Here is a 24,004-nt window from a genome sequence, read left to right on the forward strand (position 1 = left end):
ATACAATGACGCGTATTTTAATGGTTTGCCTCGGTAATATTTGTCGCTCACCATTAGCTGAAGGTATTTTAAAATCTAAAGTTGATTCGCAAAAAGTTTTTATAGACTCAGCCGGAACAGGAGGTTACCATATTGGTAAATTACCTGATAGTCGTTCTATTGCTGTTGCTGAAAAATATAACATTGACATTACAGATCAGCGTTGTAGAAAATTTCAACAATCAGATTTTGATGAATTCGATTTGATTTATGTAATGGATGCTTTTAATAGAGACGATATTTTAAGCTTAGCAAGAAATGAAGATGATAGGGCTAAGGTTAAAATGATTCTCAATGAATTGTTTCCAAATGAAAATGTTGATGTTCCCGATCCGTATCATGATACAGAACGTGGTTTCGAAAATGTTTATCAAATGCTAGATAAGTCATGTGCAATAATTGCTAATACACTGAATGATGGAGAATAGTAAAGGGAAACTCTATTTAATACCTACAACTTTAGGTGATAATGAACCTTTAGAGGTGTTACCGATGTCGGTGAAAAAAATAATTGAGCGAACGGATCATTATATTGTTGAAAATGAAAAAACAGCTCGACGATTTATAAAGAAAATATCTCCTAGAAAGTCACAACCCAATTTAACGATATACCTTCTTGATAAATTTACAGATATCTTAGAGATTCAAAATTACTTAGACGTTTGTGCTAAGGGAGTAAATGTGGGATTATTGTCAGAAGCAGGTGTACCAGCCGTTGCTGATCCCGGAGCTTCAATAGTGCAGCTAGCACATCAAAAAGGTATTAGTGTTGTTCCTTTGGTAGGGCCATCTTCAATTATTATGGCAATGATGGCATCTGGATTAAACGGACAGAGCTTCGCGTTTAATGGTTATTTACCCATTGAAAAGGGAGAACGTAAGAAAAGTATTAAACAATTAGAGAAATTATCTTTCGATAAAAATCAATCACAAATTTTTATAGAAACACCCTATCGTAATGAGAAATTGCTTGAAGATTTGAAGCAAACGCTCTCTGGTCAAACAAAATTATGTATCGCAGTAGACATCACATTGTCTACAGAATTTATTAAGACAATGACGGTAAATGATTGGAAGAGGCAAAAAGTAAATTTACATAAAAGACCTGCTATTTTTATTATTCATAAAATGTAAAAATCCCCAATGTAACATTGAGGATTTTTGTTGATAGTTGTAATTATTTTTCTGATTTTAAGTTTAAATCAGTCTTTTATAAAACAGGATGTCTGTTTGCTTCGATAAACGAAGTATCATAGCCCGCAAATTTCTTAATGTAATATTTTATGCTGCTTCCGTATGCATCTTCAAAAGTTATTTGACCATAGCTACGTAAATATGTTTTTACATTACCAGCACCAGCAAGGTGTGCAGCTGCTAAAATACCAGATTCAGTAATTTTAACGCCATTAATAGTTTTACCTACAAACCTTTTGATATCTCTTTTTAAGATCCATTTGTTTACAGAACATAAAGCTAAAAAAGCTTCTTCTTGTAATTGAGGGTCTTTTAAGAATTCAGCCGTATCATAGATTTTAAACCGTTTTAAGGTTCCTTTACCAAATTGGTACTTGCCTAAATAACCATAGGTGTTAATACTGTTATACTTTCCTTGCGATTCTTTAAAAGCCAACGCTTCTTTAAAACCAATAAAGGATTTACCAATATTTGGAGAGTCAAAATCAACAAAAGGTTCTGCAAGTTGAGGTACGGTAGCAAAATAATCTGCACTAGGCACATTGTATTTTGCTGTTTTAGTTTCTATTTTATACATATCGGTAAAACCGTATATCGTAAAAATGGATACTAATAATACTAATAGTTTACTAGTTTTCTTTTTCATTGTTGATGCATTAAAAGGGGTTAAACGCATTTTTCAAATCAGTCGGCAAATATATAACAATTTATTTAAACTAACCTAATTTTTAATCAATTAGAAATCAACAGTTTAAAAATATAGCATATGGAATTTGGTACGCCCATTGGAGTTTATTTCGAGTGTTGGGGCTGGTATTTTGATAAAGTTTATCGTTGAGAAGAGTGTTTTAAGAAATTTTGATTTTGTTTTTATCTTTGATAAATCGACATCTAAACTTAAATAAAATTGTCTGAGTCGTTGTGGCGGATTGATAATGGCATTATCGATAAAATAATCAGTATTGCTAGATATCATACCATCGGCTCCATAACCAAAAGCAATATTCAGCCATTTAGGAAAACGACTCTCTTTTGCAAATGACCAGATATTTGCAGATAGCCAATACGTTTGGCCATTGTAATCCTTTAAGGTTTGTTCTAAAAAATTTTCACCTAATAGTTCTGGTCGACGGTTAGCGTATTTCGTCGAGTGAAAAGAGTATTTCATTAAAATACGTTGTTCATCCCATAATAATTCTTGTCCAATTAAAAGACCAGCACCCGTTGCATTTGCTAAAATATCTGATGGTGAAAATCCCCACTCTTTTGAAAACCCGTCAAAGATTTCTACAACACTTAAAAAACCAAAACCTAAGGTTGCACCGTATACCAATTGATTCTTTTTACTTTCACCTGCCCAATCTAAAACAGTCATCCCCATTTTACCTACATAATACGCACTCATGGTATGTCCTGCTTTATCCATTTGTAACCAATCATTACTATCATTAATGGTATGAAAAGAAGAGGAATCATAATTAGTATACCATAGCTGATGAATACCTAATAATGCTAAACTAGCTAGTGATCCTTCTGCTATATAAACGGCATTTTTTCTCTTAACATTAAGACTATCTGATTTTGTCCAAAAAGTTGACTTATGTTGAGCTACCGATGTAAAACAAAAGAATAATAGGCAAATTGGGATAAAAATAATTCTAATTGAGCTTTCTTGAAAAGATTTGTTTTTGGCACAATCCGACATATACACATCACTCGAACTCATTTTATTCAATAAACTTTTGATTTTATTCAAAACGGAATACTTTTATCTAAGCGTTAAAAGTAATAACAATTATCTATTCACACCTTGCTTATTAAGCCATTGTTGGTATTTTTTAGCATTTAGGTTATGCTGTGATAGTGTTCTCGCAAATTCATGAGACCCTATATTTGATATGCTCGCACACATATAATAATATTCATGATTTTCAGAATTTAACACTGCGTCTATAGAAGAAATATCAGGCATCGCAATTGGAGCAGGAGGTAAGCCCGTATTCTTATAGGTATTGTAAGGTGAATCTATTAAAAGATCAGCATTTAATACACGCTTTACTTCATAGTCTTGACCATGTTTTTGCTTCAATGCAAATATTACGGTTGGATCGGCCTGTAATGCCCAACCATCTCTATAGCGATTTAAATAAAGTCCAGCCACTGTAGGGCGTTCACTTACTTTAGCCGTTTCCTTTTGAACTATGGACGCTAAAGTAATGACATTATTCTTAGACATATTTAGTTTTTTGGCCTTTGCAATTCTATCTGTATTCCAAAATCGGTCATATTCTTTTAACATTTTATTTCTAAAATTTTCAACAGAAGTATTCCAATAAAACTCATAAGAGTTGGGTATAAAAAGACCTAATACAGTAGCTTTAGTAAAATTATGTTCAGCTAAAAATTTGGAATCTGTTAAGGCTGTTAATATTTGAAGAGAGTCTGGTTCTATTTGAGCTGCTATTCTACCTGCTAATTTTTCTAAAGTATCTTGATTGTTAAATGTAAGTGTTAAAGGTGTTTGTTTTCCACTTCGTAATAAGTCAATTAAGGCGTTATTACTCATTCCTTTTTTAATAAGGTACTTACCTGATTTTATAACATTAGGATAGTTCTTTTGATTGGCGACCCAAACGAAGCTGTCAATATTACTCACCACAGGAGTTAAAACCTCTTTTACTTCATCAAAAGAAGCATTTGTTGGGATATAAATAGCGGTATCCTCTTTTACATTAGTACCGTATATTTTTCCGTAGAATTGATAAGCAATTAGTCCTCCTCCAATAAGGAGTATTGCAATTACGGCTAGAATTATTTTTTTAAGCTTCATTGAGATGTTTTTAAAGAATCTAATTAGTCTGTAATTAATTGTGTTTTTAGGATCTCTTCCAAAGGGTTTTAAGAATTTAGTAATTGATATAGAACTTCATCTTTGAATTCCCCTTCCATAAAAATCCACTCTTTTTTAGTACCAACTTCTTTAAAATGATATTTTTTAAACAGTTTTGTACTCTTTTTATTGTCTTTGGTGATGTTGGCGAATAGTTGATGTAAGTTTAGATTTTTAAAACTATAATCAATCAACAATTCTAAAGCTTCAGAAGCATACCCTTTTTGTTGTTCATTTTCTAAAAGTAAAATACCAACTCCTGCACGTTTATGTTGTGGATTAAAATCGAAAAGGTCAATTAAACCAATAGGTTTATCAGATTTATTAATACCAATAACTAAACGAAGCTGTTTCGCCTCATAAATGTCTAAGTGGGCATTTGCTAAATATTGTTGTAAAATATATTTTGAATAGGGGGTTTCTGTACTACTAACTTCCCAAAAAGTTGAATCATTTTCAATCTCGTATAAAAACTCTAGATCTTCTGGTTCTAAGGCTCTTAAGTGAACGTTATTTCCTGTTAGTGCTCGCATCTTCTTATTATAATTCAAAAAAACCTTTAAATACCATTGTTGCTTTTCCTTTTAAAAACACCTTTTTATAAGAATTAGTATCTGTACCAAAAGAAACTTCTAATGTTCCACCTAGGGTTTCTAAAAAAACATTGTTTTTACTTGTTTTTTTTGAATGGTATGCAGCTATCGCAACAGCAGTTGCACCTGTACCACAACTTAAGGTTTCATCTTCGACGCCACGCTCATAGGTACGGATTTTAAAAGTATTTTCATTTTGTTGCTCCACAAAGTTTACATTCGTTCCTTTTTCAAAATAAGGAGCACCATATCTAATACTTTTCCCTGTATTATAAACATCAAAATCCTGAATACCGTCTACAAAAGCAATATGATGAGGAGAGCCTGTATCTAAAAACATATAATCTGAAAATTGTTCAACTTCAGCTACATCTTTCATTTTTAAACTAACTATACCGTCTTTAATATGAGCTTCATGTAAGCCATCAACGGCATCAAAAATTGTATCAGTTTCAATAACTTGTAGTTGTTTTGCAAAAGCCACTATACATCGCCCTCCATTGCCACACATACTACCTTCATTTCCGTCAGCATTATAATATTTCATGGTGAAATCATGCAATTTTGACAGTTCTAGAAGTATTAAACCATCTGCTCCTATGCCAAATTTTCGGTCGCACAGCTTCGCTATTAATTTGGTATCATTTTTGGGAAACTGTTGTTGGCGATTATCAATCATAACAAAATCGTTTCCTGTACCTTGATATTTATAAAATTCAATTTGACTCATGGTGCAAATGTAAACATTTTTTTAATCTGCCCAATTGATTTGTTTTTTGTTAAAGTACCGTTAATAACGGCGTTAAAGTATCGTTAAAGTGGTTTTTACCATAAAATAAGTTGTTAATTTTGAATGTTAATTAGAAATATAATTTAAAAATATAAAATTTTTAGAAAATGAAAAAAATAGTAAGTTTAGTTTTCGCTTCCTTATTAGGAGGAGTTATTGCGTTAGGTGCCTACGTATTTGTTTTAAGTAATAATGAAAATATATATAGTAATAAATCCTCAAATGAACCGAAAATAGTCCAAGCGAATTATAATATACCGAGCTCAAGTTATATTGCAGAGGCAACAGATTTTACAAAAGCAGCGGAAGCTACTGTGCATGCGGTGGTACATGTAAAAAACACTTCTGTTTCAAAGTCAAATCCTTTAGCAGAGTTTTTCTATGGTGAAGGAGCGGGTGGTGGAGGAAGAACAACTGTTGGTACAGGATCTGGCGTAATCATTTCACCAGATGGATATATAATTACAAATAATCATGTAATTAATGGAGCAAAAGAATTGCAAATTACATTGAATGATCAGAAATCATATGTAGCTGAAGTTATAGGTTCTGATCCAAGTACTGATATTGCCTTGATAAAGATTGATGCAGAAGATTTGCCATTTGTTTCTTTTGCAAATTCAGATAATGTTAAGGTTGGCGAATGGGTATTGGCAGTTGGTAATCCTTTTAATTTAACATCAACGGTTACCGCTGGTATTGTTAGTGCTAAAGCTAGAAATATTAATATTTCCGGAGGTAAAATGGTAGAATCCTTTATACAAACGGATGCAGCAGTAAACCCTGGTAATAGTGGTGGAGCTTTAGTTAATGTTAGAGGAGAATTGGTAGGAATTAATACGGCAATTAGTTCTCAAACAGGTTCTTATGTAGGGTATTCTTTTGCTGTTCCTTCTAATATAGCTAAAAAAGTGATAGAAGACTTGATGGAGTATGGAGACGTACGTACTGCTTATTTAGGTATTCAATCTGCAGAATTAAACGGTGAATTGGCGAAAGAATTGAATATTAATCAGACTCAAGGTGTTTTAGTGGCCGGTGTAACTGAGAGTGGAGGAGCAATTAAAGCAGGACTTGAAAAGAATGATATTATTATTCAAATGGATAATATCAAAATAAACAAGTTTTCAGATTTGAAAGGGTTCTTAAGTACTAAAAGACCTGGAAATAAAGTTAAGGTTACTGTTTTAAGAGATAATGAAGAGAAACAGTTTGAAGTGAAATTGGGAAATCAATTTGGTAAAGAAACGATAGATGAATTAGATTTTTCTAAAAATCTGTTAGGTAGCTTAAAGAAAATTTCCAAAAAGGATGCTACTAAGTTCAGAATTAATTACGGACTACAATTAGAAAGAGTAAGAAGTGCCAACTTAAGAAAGAATGGTGTTAAAGATGGAGATATCATTTTAAACATTGCAGATACGAAAATCTATGAGGTACAAGATGCTGAAGATATTTTAAGACAGCATAAAGGTGAACAGGTAATTGTTCAAGTGTTAAATGATGAAGGCTATGTAGAATATTACAGAATAGCTGTAGGAAACTAATAGTATTAATGGTTTAGTTGAAATCCTCCAATTGTATTGGGGGATTTTTTTATTGAAAATAAACTAAAACTTTTACGAAAAGGTTTGAAATAGTACTTTTGTATTAAAATACTTCTCATTTGTAATGAAAGAGAATAAAACTAATTAAGCAATGCCATTAGACCACACCTACGAATCAGAATTGGCTTTTCAGGCAGATAGAAGAAGAGCCACAGTTGAATTTATTAAAATTATTAGTGATCTCTGGTATGACAATGCCATAGAATTAATACTTTTTAGAAACCAATTAATTAATAGAAATGTAAGTGAAATTCTAAACTTGATAGAATATGCTAGTGAGTTTGTGCAAAAACCTATTTCTATTTTTGATGCAGTTGAAATCTCTAGGGCTATTCAGGAAGTAGATTTACCACCTGCAAAATTAGATATTGGTAAACTAGCTTATGAGTTTCACCTTGCTGAAGAAGATGAGGATGTGATTGATTTTGTAAGTGACAAATTAAAAGGAGCAGAAAAAATTGATGATATTGAGCCTAAAGATGTTGTACTATACGGTTTTGGTAGAATTGGCAGATTAGTAGCTAGAGAATTAATGGTAAGAACAGGCAAAGGCAAGCAAATGCGATTGCGTGCTATTGTAACACGAGGAGAAATCACAGAGACCATATTAGAAAAAAGAGCTTCCTTATTAAGAAATGACTCTGTTCATGGTAATTTTCCAGGAACAGTAAAGACAGATGTTGAAAATAGTGCTTTAATCATAAACGGTACAACTGTGTTTATGATCTCTGCCCGTAATCCTGAAGATATAGATTATACCAGATATAATATAAATGAAGCTCTTGTTATTGATAATACTGGAGCTTTTCGCGATAAAGAAGCATTAAGTCGTCATTTATTAAGTAAAGGAGCAGATAAGGTTTTACTTACGGCTCCAGGAAAAGGGATTCCTAATATAGTGCATGGTGTTAATCATTTTAATTATGACCCTGATAAAGTCTCAATTTTTTCGGCGGCATCTTGTACCACCAATGCCATTACTCCGATTTTAAAAGTAATTGAGGATAGTTTTGGTATTATAAGCGGACATTTAGAAACTATTCATGCGTATACCAATGATCAGAATCTAGTAGATAATATGCATAAAAAGTATCGTAGAGGTAGAGCAGCAGCATTGAATATGGTAATTACAGAAACTGGTGCAGGTAGTGCGGTTGCAAAAGCGTTACCATCTTTGGAAGGAAAATTATCATCAAATGCCATTCGTGTGCCAGTTCCAAATGGATCTTTAGCTATATTAAATTTACGTTTAGATAATTCAACCAGTAAATTAAGCCTTAATTCGGTAATGAAAAAATATGCCTTAGAGGGTGATTTGGTAGAGCAAATTCAATATTCTTTAAGTAATGAATTGGTTTCTTCTGATATTGTTGGTGCTTCCGCTCCTGCAATATTTGATAGTAATGCGACTATAGTCACTGATGGTGGTAAAAATGCAATAGTTTATGTTTGGTATGATAACGAATATGGCTATAGCCATCAGGTAATTAGATTGGCGAAACATATTTCTAAAGTGAGACGTTTTACCTATTATTAGTGAGGTAGATTGAGGTTGAAAAACCGAAGAGTAACAAATATATAACGATTTTTTGAATACCCTTTCTCCAGTTTATGTATTCAAATTCTTTGCATATTGAACATAAAATATTCTGTCTATCAAAAATTTACATACCTTTAAAATATAAAATATTTTTTTCTCTCAAAACAAACAATATAATCATGAAAGTTTCCATTCTAAAAGCTTCTGAAGTCAATGAAAATTTATCAAAACAAGTTAAAGCACTTTTCGGTGAATTAAATTCAGAAATTAATCAAATTGATTTAGCGACTTTATTTAACCCAAAGAACGATATTGTTTTTGCCTATTGTATGGATGGTGAAAAATTAGCAGGTATGGCTTTAATGTGTAACTATACTGTTATTTCTGGTTATAAAGGTTGGGTGGAAGATGTGGTGGTCGATCATAATTATAGAGGTAAAGGTTTGGGTAGAAAACTAATGAATAGGTTATTGGAGGAAGGTAAGAAAAAGGGACTGTCGGAGATTTTACTTTTTAGTAATGAGAAACGACAAGCAGCCATTAGCCTTTATAAGAGCCTTGACTTTAAACAAAAACATAGTGGACTTTACATTTTAAAAATGTAATTATGTTTTATTGATCTAACATTTTAAATTAAGGACAAGAAGTGCAATGGCATTATTTACTTAAATGATAAAATGCTTTTCAACGCTGCTTTTATTGTCATATTACTTTTTTGTCCTAAAATTTATAGGGATAGTACAGGTGAAATTCCTGTTTTCAATATTTCAGCCCCGTTATTAATACAATTTTTATATATAATTGTATCTTTAGGGTTCAATTAACCCCTTATAATTATGTTAAAAAAGATCACCTTATCTTTAATAGTATTGAGTTTTTCATTGAGTTACGCTCAGCAAAAAAGAAGTCTTACGCACGATGATTACGATTTATGGAAAAGAATAGAAAGTCCCCAAGTTTCTGACAATGGTAAATTAGTAGTTACTTCGGTGAGTACTGCTATAACTAGAGGTGATGGCTATTTGAAAATTTACAATGTAAAAACAGGTAAATCTAGTAAATTTCACAATGGAAGTGGAGCCAAAATTTCTAACGATAATAAATTTGTATTCTTTCTTCAAAAACCAGACCATCAAACTATCAGAGTAGAGAAGAAAAAAGAGGTGAAAAAGGAGAAACAGTCTAAAAATAAGCTCTTAATTTATGATGTGGCCACTAATAAAATTATAGATAGTGTTTTAAGAGTTAAAAGTTTTGATGTTCCCAAAAAATATAATGATTGGCTTATTATTGAAAAAATAAAAAATTTAAAACCACCAAAAGATACAACTCAAACAAAATCAAAAGAAGCTAAGGATGCCAAAGAAAAGAAAAAAGATAGCATAAAAGTTAAAAACCCAGCACTCGAGGCCGATTATGCCTTGGTTTATAATCTTATAAGTAAAACTTCAGATACTATTTTTTATATCAAATCTTTAAAATTAGCAGAAGACGCACTCGCCTTATATTTTACAAAAACCAAAACTAAAAAGAAAGGAGATATTGGTATTTATCAATATGATTTTGCGAATGGCAATGAGAAAGTTATTGATACAGGCAGGTATGCGTATGATAGATTAGCAATTGATAAAAGAGGTGATTATTTAACATTTTTATCTGCTAAAGACTCTATTGGGAAAGATTCTTTAAAATATGAATTATTTTATCTTACAAAGAATAATTTAAAACAAGTTACAGATACGTTAGGAAAGAATTTACGTACAGATTGGGAATTGAGTGGTGCTCAAAATCCTTATTTTTCAGAACATTCAAAACGGTTATATTTTTATACTAAACCAATAGTCAATTATGATATTGACACAACGTTGTTAAAAGAAGAAATTCCAGAAGTTGATGTTTGGAATTATAAAGATAAGTTAATCCAGCCTGAGCAAAAATCGAAACTAGCATCTTTAAAGGATAAAGCCTATTTATCTTACATTAATTTGAGCAATGATAACGTAATACAATTGCAAGACGAATCAATTAATAATATGCTTTTTGATACTGATAAAGAGCAGAAATATGTATTAGGAAATTCTTCTAGTCCTTATGATGTGGAACGTTCTTGGGAGTACCCTTGGTTATCTGATTATTATATTATAAATACAGAAACGGGTATGAAACAATTGGCCATGGAAGGTACTTCTGCTCGCCCTTATTTATCACCAGATGGTAATTTTTCTGTTTATTTTGAAGGGAAGAGCCAACATTGGTGGGCTTTAGATTTAACAAACAACAAGAAAATAAATTTAACTCAAAATATTGGTGTTCCTTTTTATGATGTTGAAGATGATCATCCAGCGACCGCCGGATCTTATGGTTTTGGAGGTTTTGATAAAGAGGGTTTTGCTTTGTTAAATGATCAATTTGATATTTGGAAGGTTGATTTAAAGAGTATTAAATCACCAATAAATATAACTAAAGATGGAAGAAAAAAGAATGTTGAATACAGAACATTACGTTTGGATGTAAAAAATAGAAATAAAGCCTCATATTTTAAAAAGCAATTATTAATAGAGGTATTTGACAGAACACATAAAACAAATACGATTGTTGGACTGAATGCTAAAAGTTATCGTGCAAAAGAAATAGTAAGTGCTGATAAAATGCTTTTAGGTGGATTTAGAAAAGCCAGTGAAGCCGATATTCTATTATACACTGAAGAGAATTTTAATGTCTTTCCGGATTTACATTGTTTTGATGGAAAAAAATCGAAACAAATTACTGATGCTAATCCACAGCAAAAGGACTTTTTATGGGGAACTTCTGAGAAATTTAGTTGGACGGCATATGACGGTACAAAGTTAGATGGTATTATATACAAACCTGAAAATTTTGATGCCACTAAAAAATATCCATTAATTAGTTATTTCTATGAAAAACGAAGTAATAGTTTAAATAGTTATCATACCCCAAGACCAAGTGCTTCAACGGTAAATATGAGTTATTTGGTGAGTAATGATTATGTGGTTTTCGTACCAGATATTGTTTATACAGATGGTAAGCCTGGTCAAAGTGCTTATAATTGCATTGTTTCTGGTGTTGATGCTGTTGAGAAATTAGGCTATATAGATAGTGATAATATGGCTATCCAGGGCCAAAGTTGGGGTGGTTATCAAGTTGCGTATTTAGTGACTGTAACAAATAAATTTAAAGCGGCTATGGCAGGTGCACCTGTAAGTAACATGACTTCTGCCTATGGAGGAATTCGCTGGCAGAGTGGTTTAAGCCGAGCCTTTCAATACGAAAAAACACAAAGTAGAATTGGTAAGACGCTTTGGGAAGGTTTTGATTTATATGTCGAAAATTCACCTGTATTTGGTATTCCGAAGATTGAAACACCATTGTTGATGATGCATAATGATGCAGATGGAGCGGTACCTTACTATCAAGGTATTGAAATGTTTATGGGAATGCGTAGGCTAAATAAACCAGCTTGGTTATTGGTTTATAATAACGAGGCACATAATTTAAGAAAGCAAAAAAATAGACAAGATTTATCCATAAGAATGATGCAATTTTTTGATCATTATTTAAAAGGAGCTCCTGCTCCAAAGTGGATGACAGAAGGGGTGTCTCAAGTCAGAAAAGGAAAAGATTTTGGCTACGAATTAGAGGACAAGTAATTGTCAATATTTAGTACAATAAAAAAGAATACCATTAAACCTATATTGAGTTTAATGGTATTCTTTAGTTTTAAGCCTTTTCAGGAATCTCTTTTAAAATCTCCAACACATATTTCCAAAATTTCTGTGTAGAACTAATACTTGCTCTTTCATCAGGTGAGTGTGCTCCCTTTATCGTTGGACCAAAAGAAATCATATCCATTTTAGGATAATTTTGTCCTAAGATACCACACTCTAAACCTGCATGACAGGCCATAACGTGAGGCTTTTCATTGAATAAATCTTGATAGGTTTTTTCTAAGACTTTTAGAATGTTAGAATCAGGATTTGGTTTCCAGCCAGGATAAGTACCTGAGGTTCTTACAGAATAATGAGCCAATTCAAATACAGATGAAATAGTGTTCACTAAATTGTCTTTACCAGAATCTACAGAGCTACGTGTTAAACATAGTATTTTAATTTGCCCATCTTTAACCAAGACGCGGGCAACATTATTAGAAGTCTCTACTAAATCTTTAATATCAGGACTCATTCTAAAAACACCATTATGAATTGCATATATAACTTTCAATAATGTATTTTGATCTTGTTTTGAAAGAGCATTTACGGGTTTATCGCAACCATTACACGTAATTTCTATATCTTTTTCAATTGATTTATATTCTGCAATTATTGATTTAGAAATGTCATTAAACTGAGCCGTAAAGTCATCTGAATTATTTGTTACAACAATGGCATTACTTTCTCTTGGAATGGCATTTCGTAAACCACCTCCATCTATCTCTGAAATAGACATTACCTTTTTAAGATCAAAGAGAATACGATTCATGAGTTTATTAGCATTACCAAAACCTTTATGAATATCCATACCTGAATGTCCACCTTGTAATCCATTTACGGTTATTTTAAAAGCGGTAACATTATCAGAAGTTCTAACTGGTTTATATGATTTTGAAGCGGTAATGTCAATACCTCCGGCACAGCCAACACCAATTTCATCATCATCTTCAGTATCTAGGTTTAAAAGTATTTCACCATTTAACCATCCTCCTTCTAGTCCCATGGCACCTGTCATTCCCGTTTCTTCGTCAATAGTAAATAAGGCTTCAAGAGCAGGGTGTTGTATATCTGTACTTTGTAAGATGCTCATTATAGTAGCCACTCCCAAACCATTGTCTGCTCCTAACGTAGTACCTTTAGCTTTTACCCAATCGCCATCAACAATCATTTGTATTCCTTGTTTGCTGAAATCAAAATTGGTTTCATTATTTTTTTGATGTACCATATCTAAATGGGACTGTAAAACCACGGTCTTTTTATTTTCCATACCTGCTGTTGCAGGTTTTGTAATGATAACATTACCTACATTATCTACCTTAGTGGTTAAACCTAAGTTTTTACCAAAATTTACCATAAACTGAATAACACGTTCTTCCTTTTTAGACGCTCTAGGTACAGCATTCAAATCAGCAAAATTGTTCCAAATAGCTTTGGGTTCTAGGTTTCTTATTTCATTGTTCATTTTCTATCTTGTTTAATCGTTTATAATCAATTTAATTGTCAATTTGTTAATGAAGAGTCCGTTTTAAATCTAATACGGTGGTTAAAGATGAATTAATTTCACCGTTCTTTGAAAACTATTAGATGTAATAATTATTTCCTTATTACTGTATTTTCAACAGGTTTTCTTACTTTTTTTAGAGTACTCATAAAATCGTCATCTGCTCTGTATCCAACAGGTAAAACTAAAACTGATTTTAAGCTGTCTTCTTTTAAATCTAAAACTTCATCAAATTTCTGAGCATTAAAGCCTTCCATAGGGCAGGCATCTATTTTTTCTATAGCACAAACCGTCATTAAATTACCCAAGGCAATATAGGCTTGATTAATAGCTGACTCTTGTTTTTCGATGGTAGATTTATTTGAAAATATACCTTTTAATTGTTTTCTATATTTTTCTATAATATCTTCTGAAGTGCCTCTTATTTCTTTTTCAAGATCAAAATATTTATCAATATCTTCTAAAGTGAAATAATCTTGAATACATAGAACTAGTACATGTGATGCCGTAGACAGTTGTTGTTGATTAAAAGAATGCGTCATCAATTGTTTTTGCAATTCCTTATTCTTTACAATAAGCATTTTTATGGGTTGTAGCCCGAAAGAGGTTGCTGTAAGATTAAAGGCTTCTGATAAAATATCAATTTTGTCTTCAGACAATATTTTTGTTTCATCAAATTTTTTGCAGGCATAACGCCATTTTAGGCTATCAATTGTATTGTTCAATGTTTCAGATTTTAAGGATTAGGATTTTAAATTTTAGATCAAAAGTAACTTTGAACTTTACTTAACTATCCTAGTGACTGCATTTCAACTAGTTTTCTATAGATACCGTTATTGGCCATTAATTCTGAATGTTTGCCTTGCTCCATAATAACACCTTTTTGAAGTACTACAATGGTATCTGCTTTTTGAATCGTTGATAAGCGATGAGCAATAACCAATGACGTTCTATTTTTCATCATATTTTCCAACGCAACTTGTACTAATCTTTCTGATTCAGTATCTAATGCAGATGTTGCTTCGTCTAAGACCATAATTGGAGGGTTTTTAAGAACGGCTCTTGCAATGCTTAAACGTTGTTTTTGTCCACCTGAGAGTTTACCTCCTGAATCACCAATATTAGTGTCTATTCCCTTTGGTAATTCACTTACGAATTCCCATGCATTAGCAATTTTTAACGCTTCTATAATTTGTTCATCAGTAGCATTTTCATCACCTAAAAGGAGGTTGTTTTTTATAGAATCATTAAATAGAATGGCGTCTTGGGTAACAATACCCAATTGAGCACGTAACGATTTTATGGTTAACTCTTTAATGTCCAACCCGTCTATAGTGATACTTCCAGAATTCACATCATAAAAGCGAGTAATTAAATTCGCTAAGGTCGATTTTCCGCTACCCGATTGTCCAACTAAAGCCACGGTTTTCCCTTTAGGGATGGTAAGTGAAAAATCTTTTAAAACAAATTCCTCATCATATTTAAAGGATATATGATCAAACTTAACTTCATCATAAAAGCCATCAATTACAATAGCATTTTCTTTATCTTTTAAAGGATTTTCGGTTTCAATTATTTCTAATACGCGTTCTGCGGCAGCATTCCCTTTTTTTACACTATAGCTAGCTTTAGAAATTGCTTTTGCAGGAGTTAGAATGTTATATGCCAAGCCCATAAAAGCTAAAAAAGCTTCACTACTTAAAGATTTATCAACTAAAACTAAAGTACCACCATACCATAAAAGGACAGCAATAACTCCGATACCCAAAAATTCACTCGTCGGGCTGGCTAAATTTGTTCTGTTTAGTAAACTATTGGAGAATTTATTAAATCTACTTGTTGATTCGTTGAATTTTTTGTTAAAGATGCCTTCAGCGTTAAAACCTTTAATAATACGAAGCCCACTTAATGTTTCTTCAATTAAAGATAAAAAGTATCCCTGTTCTTTTTGTACTCTATCCGATTTTCGTTTTAAGTTTTTACCAACTAAAGAAATTAGAAAACCTGATATGGGAATAAATATAAAAACGAATAATGTAAGCTGAGGGCTTAGTGTTAACATAAAAATTATTGTAAAAATAATGGTCAACGGCTCTCTAAACAGCAGTTCTAAAATAGAAAGAAAAGAATGTTGTATTTCTAAAACATCGGTACCTATTCTTGCCATAATATCACCTTTTCTCTTTTCAGAAAAGTAGGAGAGGGGTAATTCTACTGTTTTTTTGTATAGTTGGTTTCTTAAATCTTTTAAAACGCCATTACGTAAAAACGTAATATAATACATGGCTAAATAATTGAATATGTTTTTTAAGAAAAACACAATCATAATCAATACAATAACCACTAACAATGCCTTAGACTTATCGTCACCTGCAATTGATGTAATTTGGTAGCTTACATAATTGTTAAAAAAATCAGATAAAGAATTAATGCCTTCATACATTGGTTTTTCAGTAACTTGATTAAGTTCAGGATTAAATATAACTTTCAATAGTGGCATTAATACCATAAAAGATAAGCCACTAAATAAGGCATATAAAACATTAAAAATAATATTTAATATGCCATATATTTTATAAGGATAAGCAAAGCGTAAAATCTTTTTAAAATACTCCATTAATTTAATTGCATCTCTTTGATGATTCTGTCAATTTTCTGAGTGAGTAATTTGTCAACAATAGTAGCATCTTCAGTTTTTTCTAAAGGAAGATTAACACTAAAATAGAACTTAATTTTAGGTTCAGTTCCACTAGGTCTTGCTGCTACTTTTGTGCCATCTTTAGTTTGGTAAATTAACACATTAGATTTTGGCAAATCTATAGCTGTTTTTTCTCCAGTTAATAAATTTGTACAAATAGAAGATTCATAATCAAATAAAAATTCTACTGGTGATCCATCTATATTTTTCAAAGGACTATTTCGCATATCCACCATCATTTGGCTTATTTGCTGAGCCCCATCCATTCCCTTTTTGGTTAATGAGATTAAATACTCTTTATAATACCCATGTTTAGAATACAAGTTCAACAATTCTTTATAGATTGTTGAATTGTTGTTTTTTGCATGAGCAGCAATTTCACATGCGAGTAGCGTGGCCGTTACAGCATCTTTATCTCGAATAAAATCGCCTACCATATATCCGAAACTTTCTTCACCACCACCAATAAATTCCTGTTCACCCTCTGCTTCTCTTATTAAATCAGCAATCCATTTAAATCCTGTCAAACAAATTTTAGTGACAACATTATAACTTTGAGCAATTTTTTCGATTAAATTAGTAGAAACAATGGTAGTTGCAACAAATTGATTTCCGTTTAATCTTCCATCTTCATGCCATTGTTTAATTAAATAGTCAGTCATTACTGCCATGGTTTGGTTACCATTTAGTAATACTAATTTATTTTCTAAATTTCTAACGGCAATACCTAATCTATCAGAATCAGGATCAGTACCTATTACAATATCAGCACCAATTTTTTCAGCCAAATCAGTTGCCATTTTTAAGGCAGCTGGTTCTTCTGGATTTGGAGAAGCAACAGTAGGAAAATCACCATCTGGTTTCTCTTGTTCTTTTACAATATGTACATCTTTAAAGCCAGCCATTTTCAACACTTTAGGAACTGACATTATAGAAGTTCCATGTAATGAAGTAAAGACAATTTTTAATTTATTTCTATTTGGAGTGTTAAAAGTACCATTAGCAACAGATGCTTTATTAAATGCCTCATCAACTTCTTTACCAATGATACTTAATAAGTTTTCATTGGCTTTAAAATTAATTTTATCAAAATTTACAGAGCTTACTTCTTCAATTATTTTTTTATCATGAGGTGGAACTATTTGTCCACCATCGTTCCAATATACTTTATACCCATTATATTCTGGTGGATTATGTGAAGCCGTTAAAACGATACCCGCGTCGCAACCTAAATGTCTAACTGCAAAAGAAAGTTCTGGAGTTGTTCTTAGGTCCTCGAACAATAAGGCTCTAATATTATTAGCTGTAATTACGTCAGCTACTATTTTTGCTAATGATTTACTATTATGACGACAATCAAAAGCAATGGCAACTTTCAGTTCTTTGTCAGGAAAAGTTTGATGTAAATAATTTGCCAAACCCTGTGTGGCTCTACCCAATGTATATTGATTGATACGATTAGTACCTACCCCCATGATACCACGCATACCACCGGTACCAAATTCCATATCTTTATAGAAACTTTCAGTTAAGTTGTTGTCATTATTATCAATTAATTTCTGTACTTTTTCTTGAGTAGTAGCATCAAAAGGTGCAACTAACCATTGTTTAGCTTTTTCTAGTATTTGTTGAGTGCTCATAAGGTTTAATTTTAAACAAATATAAGGATTAATTGAAAGAATGAAAGGGTAAAAAATAAGATTCAAAAAGTAGCAATACAAAAATACTGCACATGTAGTTTTTAAAGTATCTTTTGCTGCTTATTAAATCAAACTACTTCGCTAATTTTATAACGCTCGTCATTTCTTTTAGAACGAAGTATAAGTTCACCTAAAAATCCTGCTAAGAATAGTTGTGTTCCAATAATCATGGCAACAATGGCAGCATAAAATTGAGGTCGTTCAGTAAGTAATCTGCCTGAAGTATTGAAAAACATCTTGTCAATACCTAAGTATAAGGCAAAACATAATCCGATAAAAAACATAAAACTACCCAATAAACCAAACAGGTGCATAGGTCGTTTGGCGAACTTGGACAAAAACCAAATGGTAATCAAATCTAAAAATCCGTTGACGAATCTATCTATTCCGAATTTTGTAGTTCCATATTTTCTGGCTTGATGTTGTACTACTTTCTCATCAATTTTAGTGAAACCTTCATTTTTTGCCAAAACAGGAATGTAACGGTGCATTTCCCCATAAACATCAACACTTTTAATGACAATACTTTTATAAGCTTTTAGTCCGCAATTAAAGTCGTGTAGTTTTAGGCCTGATGTTTTTCTTGCGGCGGCATTAAACAGTTTTGAAGGTATATTTTTTCTTATTTTAGAATCGTAGCGTTTCTTTTTCCAACCAGAAACAAGATCTAAGTTATTTTTAGTAATCAGTTCGTAAAGTTCTGGAATTTCATCCGGGCTGTCCTGCAAATCAGCATCCATGGTAATAACCACATCACCTTTTGTTATTTTAAATCCGGCATTTAAAGCTTGAGATTTACCATAGTTTTTTTGAAAACGAATTCCTTTGACAGCGGAGTCCTTTTTTGATAAATTCTCGATGACTTGCCAAGAATTATCTGTGCTACCATCATCAATAAAGATAATTTCATAACTAAACTGATGGGCTTGCATAACTTTTGCAATCCAATCATATAATTCGCCTAAAGACTCGTCTTCGTTAAGTAGTGGGATAACTACTGAAATGTTCATATTCTATTCGTTGTTTAGTATTGATCTTCTTTTTTTTGCATTGCTAATGAAACTATCAAAGACACTACAAAGCCCAGGAATATGCTGAAAATTAAAATAGAACCTATTGTATAAGCAAAGAAATATTGTCGTGTGTTTTCCCCAATAGTATCTATCATTTCTTCAGCCATTTTAGGATTTTCTAAGAATTTTTGTCTTTGTATTTCAATAATATTATCAACAAAATCTGGTTCAATAAATTTTGCAAAAACATAAATATAGATTGCTGAGATAATCGCGGAAATTAAGGCAATACCAACACCTACTTTAAGTCCTTGTCCTAAGGATAAAAAACTACCATTTTGTTTCTTATATTCTTTTATTCCTAAAAAAATCGCAACAACCATTGCGATTAATGAGATAACATTAATTGACCAATGTGGTTCATAAGCATTACCAAAAGCATAATTAATTACGCTTACAATAATTGTAAAAAAAGCTAATAGTAAACCATAGTTCAGCATTACACCTTTTCTTTTTGAATTATCTTGATTTTCCATTGTTTTGAGTTTTTTTGGTTAGTGGAGCAAATATAAATATTTAAGAATTAGTATCTTATTTTTTAAAGATTAAAATATTGCAAAAAAAACTTGCAGAGAACGAAATTGATTGTATTTTTGCCGTGGGTAAGTCCTACACAACCAGCTCCCTTTGAATCCTCCAGGGCAGGAATGCAGCAAAGGTATTAGGTCGTAGCGGTGTGATGTAGGTCGCTTACCCATTTTTTATTTAATTTATTTAGTAGGTTAAATAGCTTCAGAAGAAATCAGTTTATCCACAATAGCTACATTTAATAATTTCTTACATTTACATTTTAAACAAATAGCATGTCAAAAGTTGTTTTAATTACTGGTGCTTCATCAGGAATTGGTAAAAGTATTGCCGAATATTTACATCAAAAAGGTATGGTTGTTTATGGTACGAGTCGCAACCCTAAAGAGCCCATTATCAATGGAGTAAAAATGCTTGCTTTAAATGTGCTGGAAGTAGTTAGTATTGAAAAAGCAGTGGATACAATTGTGAAAAATGAAGGCCATTTAGATATATTAATCAATAATGCAGGTATGGGTATTACTGGGCCTATAGAAGATACGCCTACTGATGAGATGCGTGCCGTTTTTAATACGAACCTTTTTGGACCAATTGATGTGATGAAAGCGGTTTTACCTCAAATGCGTCAACAAAAATCTGGGTTAATTATCAATATTACGTCAATAGCTGGTTATATGGGCTTGCCTTTTCGGGGAATTTACTCAGCGAGTAAAGGTGCCTTGGAGGTCATTACCGAAGCTACACGGATGGAGGTTAAAGAATTTGGAATACATATTACAAATGTGGCTCCAGGTGATTTTGCTACAAATATTGCGGCAGGTAGATATCATACTCCTGTTTTTGATACTTCTGCATATAAAGAAAAGTATGCTGAAAACTTAGCGTTAATGGATCAACATGTTGATGGAGGGCTAGACCCTGAAGTGATGGCTCATTCTATTTATAAGATCATACAGCAAAAACAACCAAAAATTCATTACAAAGTTGGTGGGTTTATGGAGAAGTTTTCAATAGTTTTAAAACGTATTTTACCAGATTCTTGGTATGAAAAATTACTAATGAACCATTATAAATTATAGGTGTTAGTATTCTTTTAAAGAAATTTTTGGATACTCTATTTCATTTTGGTTTTAATTATTCTTTGACGTACTTATGTTTAATATCTTGAATAATTTATGCTTTCAGTAATATGTTATTAAGTTAAACGTTATCTTAATAAGCAAAATTTATCACAGATTTATTTTTGCTTAATTAAACTTAACGAAGGATAAAGCATGAAGTTTTTTATAGATACAGCAAACTTAGATCAAATTAAAGAAGCCCAAGAATTAGGTGTTTTAGATGGTGTTACTACCAATCCGACTTTAATGGCTAAAGAAGGAATCACAGGGTACAATAATATCATAAACCATTACAAAGCTATTTGTGAAATTGTAGAAGGAGATGTAAGTGCTGAAGTTATTTCTACAGATTTTGAAGGAATGGTAAGAGAAGGTGAAGCATTGGCAGAACTACATTCTCAAATTGTAGTAAAAATACCAATGATACGAGAAGGTATTAAGGCGATTAAGTATTTTTCTGATAAAGGAATAAAAACAAATTGTACGCTAGTGTTTTCAGCTGGACAAGCTTTATTAGCGGCAAAAGCGGGAGCTACCTATGTATCGCCATTTATTGGTCGTTTGGATGATATTTCAACGGATGGATTAGGTTTAATTCAAGAAATAAGATTAATCTATGACAACTATGGTTTTGATACTCAGATATTAGCAGCTTCTATTAGACATACCATGCATGTTATTGATTGTGCTAAAATTGGTGCAGATGTTATGACGGGTCCAATAAGTGCAATAGATGGATTGTTAAATCATCCGCTGACTGACATTGGTTTAGCCACATTCTTAGCTGATTATAAAAAAGGTAATTAAATTAATATTTAGTAATTTAATGCGTAATAAAAATCCCGCCTATTGGTGGGATTTTTTATTTTATAATCACTAAAAGGAAATTAAAATAGAATACAAACGGGTGAAGGCACATTAATTTCTTCAACAAATGTTAGTAATCCCGTTACTTTGTCTCGTTTAAATGACACTATGTTTTCTGAACGTTGGTTAGCCACTAATAAAAAATCATTATTAGGAGAAAGAGCAAAATTTCTAGGCCAATCACCTTTTACTGACTCATATCCAATAGCTGTTAACTCACCAGATTCTTGATTAATTTCAAAAATGGCGATACTGTTATGTCCGCGATTCGAAGCATATAAAAATTTTCCATCTTTTGAAATATGAATATCTGCACAGAAACTTTTTTCGGAATAACCATCTGGCAAGGTAGAAACTGAAGACTGTACCGTGTACTTTCCATTTTCACCTTTCTTAATCAAAGCAATAGTACTATTCAATTCGTTAATAACATACATCCAATCTTTTTGTGGTTGAAATGCAATATGTCTCGGTCCTGGTTTAGGATCTACACCTATTCTCAACGTTTCTTCTATGGTTCCTTTTAATTTATTTTCTACCGTATCTAAAGTGTAAAACCAAAGATCATTTGTTCCCAAATCTGCTGATACAATGAGTGAATCATTTATAAAATAGGCAGAATGTGCATGAGGTTCCCACTGTCCTTTTTCTACATGATTATTTGTGTAGTGTTGCTTTTTATCGAGTAAGTCTGACAAATCACCCTCTTTGTTTAATTTAAACAGGCCCAAGTTTCCACTTGAATAGTTGGCCGTTAAAACAAATCCATTCTGATTTATACCTACAAAACAGGGGTGTGCTCCACCTGAAGATTGTCTACTCATAAACGCTAAACTATCACCTGTAATTTTATAAGCCTCCACAGTACCCATACTATCCACAGAATTAATTTCATTTACGGCTAATAAGAATTTACCATCTACAGATTTCGCTAAAAAGGATGGATTTTCCGTTTTTGCTGCCAGTTTTATTTTTTTTATGTTACCACTATTCGAAAGCGAATAAGAATAAATGCCTTCACTTAAACTATCTGTATAGGTACCCACAAAAAAGGAGATTAGTTTTTCATTTTCTGAAGAAGGTTTTATATCTTTTTGTGTATTATTTTTACAACCAATAACAGTAGTAATAATCAGCATAAGACTAAGGTATTTCATTTTAAAGGGCTTTAAGTATATCGTTTATAATTTTTATATGATGCGTAGTATGCAACTCTAAAAAACGAATTGTTTTTTTTAAGTGTAATTGTCCGAAAATAGGATGTTCAAAATGACTTTTAGAAGGTAGTTTTTCTATATCAGTTAAGTTTTTATGAACCTCTTTTAGTTGTGATTTTAAGTCTTCTAATTTAATAATTTCAGGAGGGCGAACATGTTTTGGAGCTTTTACTTTACCTCTTGGGAAAGATCCTTTTATAAAGATTATAAATCTCCATTTGTTAAACTTCCATTTGTATTTAGAAGGATCAGAAGCTATTATTACCATGCTAACGTTATGAATGACTTTTAAGGAATGATCAATATGCCAAGCGACGTTACTCGAAGATACATTTGAGGCGAGCTTATCTGAATGTTTTATTGCTTTCTCTAATTCTGATAATTCAATTTGAAGTATTGACATGGGTTCTCTTTTCTAAATGATCTCTTCTAATTCTATATTATAATCGTATTGTAAGTCCTCGTGCAATGTACCAATTGCTTTTTTTATGAGTATAATTTGCCTGTCAAATATATTTAACAAACTGGTGTTTCTTTCCATTGGAGGATGCATTTCTTTTAGTACTGTACAGAAATAAATTAATAATTCTACTTCAGTTTCTTTCTTTTTTGAATAGCGGATGTATTTTTTTACCATCCTCAAAATTTTACGAACACTTTTCTTAATATAAAAGTAGCTAGCGGTGTTTATTTGATTGAATAATTCAGAAACTTCATCTTTTACACTCTGAATAAAAGCCTCTTCATCTGAAGCTTCAAATAAAAGATAGGTGAGTAACTCTTTATTTTCTTTTTTAAATTTAGATAATGTTAAGCATAAATTTAAAAGTTCGTCATTAGATTTATACTTTAATTCTTTTTTCAGTACTGTTACTGTAGCTGTTTTCATAAGATTCAAATTTAAACTAATTTGAAGCA

The 24,004-nt window shown here is 31.8% G+C and carries 22 protein-coding genes and 1 other RNA gene; 9 read left to right on the forward strand and 14 right to left on the reverse strand.

Annotated features, from left to right (window positions below; genetic code table 11):
- Positions 1-5: 5 nt before the first annotated feature.
- Complete coding sequence (locus tag FF125_RS07210) at positions 6-467, forward strand: low molecular weight protein-tyrosine-phosphatase (RefSeq protein ID WP_138949127.1); 462 nt, start codon at positions 6-8, stop codon at positions 465-467.
- On the forward strand, positions 457-1,173 hold the full coding sequence (locus FF125_RS07215) for an SAM-dependent methyltransferase (protein WP_138949128.1): 717 nt from the start codon (positions 457-459) through the stop codon (positions 1,171-1,173). The genes FF125_RS07210 and FF125_RS07215 overlap by 11 nt, the downstream gene beginning before the upstream one ends.
- Positions 1,174-1,249: 76 nt before the next feature.
- Here the strand turns inward: FF125_RS07215 and FF125_RS07220 are convergent, their stop codons facing one another.
- The 5 genes from FF125_RS07220 to dapF all read right to left on the reverse strand — a co-directional run bounded on the left by FF125_RS07220 (position 1,250) and on the right by dapF (position 5,446).
- On the reverse strand, positions 1,250-1,879 hold the full coding sequence (locus FF125_RS07220; protein WP_138949129.1) for a peptidoglycan-binding protein LysM: 630 nt from the start codon (positions 1,877-1,879) through the stop codon (positions 1,250-1,252).
- Positions 1,880-1,984: 105 nt separating this feature from the next.
- Positions 1,985-2,989, reverse strand: coding sequence for a DUF2279 domain-containing protein (locus FF125_RS07225; protein WP_250629703.1), 1,005 nt, complete (start codon positions 2,987-2,989; stop codon positions 1,985-1,987).
- A gap of 39 nt (positions 2,990-3,028) precedes the next feature.
- Entirely contained in the window at positions 3,029-4,063 is a 1,035-nt protein-coding gene (gene mltG, locus FF125_RS07230) for an endolytic transglycosylase MltG (RefSeq protein ID WP_138949130.1), read from the reverse strand.
- Between the two features lie 68 nt (positions 4,064-4,131).
- Entirely contained in the window at positions 4,132-4,656 is a 525-nt protein-coding gene (locus tag FF125_RS07235; RefSeq protein WP_138949131.1) for a GNAT family N-acetyltransferase, read from the reverse strand.
- Positions 4,657-4,663: 7 nt separating this feature from the next.
- Positions 4,664-5,446 carry a diaminopimelate epimerase gene (dapF, locus tag FF125_RS07240; protein ID WP_138949132.1) on the reverse strand — a complete coding sequence of 261 codons (783 nt, stop codon included), beginning with the start codon at positions 5,444-5,446 and terminating at the stop codon, positions 4,664-4,666.
- 167 nt (positions 5,447-5,613) lie between these two features.
- Here dapF and FF125_RS07245 point away from each other — a divergent pair, with 167 nt between their 5' ends.
- The 4 genes from FF125_RS07245 (at position 5,614) to FF125_RS07260 (ending at position 12,321) form a co-directional block, all read left to right on the forward strand.
- Positions 5,614-7,053 (forward strand): trypsin-like peptidase domain-containing protein, encoded by a 1,440-nt coding sequence (locus FF125_RS07245; RefSeq protein WP_138949133.1) that lies wholly within the window; start codon positions 5,614-5,616, stop codon positions 7,051-7,053.
- A gap of 151 nt (positions 7,054-7,204) precedes the next feature.
- Positions 7,205-8,650, forward strand: a complete 1,446-nt coding sequence (locus FF125_RS07250) for a glyceraldehyde-3-phosphate dehydrogenase (RefSeq protein WP_138949134.1) — start codon at positions 7,205-7,207, stop codon at positions 8,648-8,650.
- Positions 8,651-8,832: 182 nt separating this feature from the next.
- Positions 8,833-9,258, forward strand: coding sequence for a GNAT family N-acetyltransferase (locus FF125_RS07255; protein WP_138949135.1), 426 nt, complete (start codon positions 8,833-8,835; stop codon positions 9,256-9,258).
- A 231-nt stretch (positions 9,259-9,489) separates the two neighbouring features.
- Positions 9,490-12,321 carry an alpha/beta hydrolase family protein gene (locus tag FF125_RS07260; RefSeq protein ID WP_138949136.1) on the forward strand — a complete coding sequence of 944 codons (2,832 nt, stop codon included), beginning with the start codon at positions 9,490-9,492 and terminating at the stop codon, positions 12,319-12,321.
- A 70-nt stretch (positions 12,322-12,391) separates the two neighbouring features.
- Here the strand turns inward: FF125_RS07260 and FF125_RS07265 are convergent, their stop codons facing one another.
- The 6 genes from FF125_RS07265 to FF125_RS07290 all read right to left on the reverse strand — a co-directional run bounded on the left by FF125_RS07265 (position 12,392) and on the right by FF125_RS07290 (position 19,829).
- Positions 12,392-13,843, reverse strand: coding sequence for an aminoacyl-histidine dipeptidase (locus FF125_RS07265; protein ID WP_138949137.1), 1,452 nt, complete (start codon positions 13,841-13,843; stop codon positions 12,392-12,394).
- A gap of 131 nt (positions 13,844-13,974) precedes the next feature.
- The gene (locus tag FF125_RS07270; protein WP_138949138.1) at positions 13,975-14,607 is read right to left on the reverse strand and encodes an NAD(P)H-dependent oxidoreductase; all 633 of its coding nucleotides are present in this window, start codon (positions 14,605-14,607) and stop codon (positions 13,975-13,977) included.
- Between the two features lie 65 nt (positions 14,608-14,672).
- On the reverse strand, positions 14,673-16,499 hold the full coding sequence (locus tag FF125_RS07275) for an ABC transporter ATP-binding protein (protein ID WP_138949139.1): 1,827 nt from the start codon (positions 16,497-16,499) through the stop codon (positions 14,673-14,675).
- On the reverse strand, positions 16,499-18,220 hold the full coding sequence (locus FF125_RS07280) for a phospho-sugar mutase (protein ID WP_138949140.1): 1,722 nt from the start codon (positions 18,218-18,220) through the stop codon (positions 16,499-16,501). The genes FF125_RS07275 and FF125_RS07280 overlap by 1 nt, the downstream gene beginning before the upstream one ends.
- Positions 18,221-18,348: 128 nt before the next feature.
- Entirely contained in the window at positions 18,349-19,290 is a 942-nt protein-coding gene (locus tag FF125_RS07285; protein WP_138949141.1) for a glycosyltransferase family 2 protein, read from the reverse strand.
- A 14-nt stretch (positions 19,291-19,304) separates the two neighbouring features.
- The gene (locus tag FF125_RS07290) at positions 19,305-19,829 is read right to left on the reverse strand and encodes a DUF4199 domain-containing protein (protein ID WP_138949142.1); all 525 of its coding nucleotides are present in this window, start codon (positions 19,827-19,829) and stop codon (positions 19,305-19,307) included.
- 124 nt (positions 19,830-19,953) lie between these two features.
- Here FF125_RS07290 and ffs point away from each other — a divergent pair.
- The 3 genes from ffs (at position 19,954) to fsa (ending at position 21,809) form a co-directional block, all read left to right on the forward strand.
- Positions 19,954-20,052, forward strand: an RNA gene (ffs, locus tag FF125_RS07295) — signal recognition particle sRNA small type.
- Positions 20,053-20,156: 104 nt separating this feature from the next.
- Positions 20,157-20,960, forward strand: a complete 804-nt coding sequence (locus FF125_RS07300) for an SDR family oxidoreductase (RefSeq protein ID WP_138949143.1) — start codon at positions 20,157-20,159, stop codon at positions 20,958-20,960.
- Positions 20,961-21,155: 195 nt separating this feature from the next.
- On the forward strand, positions 21,156-21,809 hold the full coding sequence (fsa, locus tag FF125_RS07305) for a fructose-6-phosphate aldolase (RefSeq protein ID WP_138949144.1): 654 nt from the start codon (positions 21,156-21,158) through the stop codon (positions 21,807-21,809).
- A gap of 80 nt (positions 21,810-21,889) precedes the next feature.
- On the opposite strand, the gene FF125_RS07310 is transcribed toward fsa, so the two are convergent.
- Genes FF125_RS07310 through FF125_RS07320 form a run of 3 tightly spaced genes read right to left on the reverse strand, consistent with a single transcriptional unit; the run spans position 21,890 to position 23,975 of the window.
- Positions 21,890-23,026 carry a lactonase family protein gene (locus tag FF125_RS07310; protein ID WP_138949145.1) on the reverse strand — a complete coding sequence of 379 codons (1,137 nt, stop codon included), beginning with the start codon at positions 23,024-23,026 and terminating at the stop codon, positions 21,890-21,892.
- Position 23,027: 1 nt separating this feature from the next.
- Complete coding sequence (locus FF125_RS07315) at positions 23,028-23,489, reverse strand: DUF1569 domain-containing protein (RefSeq protein WP_138949146.1); 462 nt, start codon at positions 23,487-23,489, stop codon at positions 23,028-23,030.
- Between the two features lie 12 nt (positions 23,490-23,501).
- Positions 23,502-23,975, reverse strand: coding sequence for a hypothetical protein (locus FF125_RS07320; RefSeq protein ID WP_138949147.1), 474 nt, complete (start codon positions 23,973-23,975; stop codon positions 23,502-23,504).
- Positions 23,976-24,004 lie beyond the last annotated feature (29 nt).

The sequence above is a fragment of the Aureibaculum algae genome, from assembly GCF_006065315.1.
Taxonomy (GTDB): Bacteria; Bacteroidota; Bacteroidia; order Flavobacteriales; family Flavobacteriaceae; genus Aureibaculum; species Aureibaculum algae.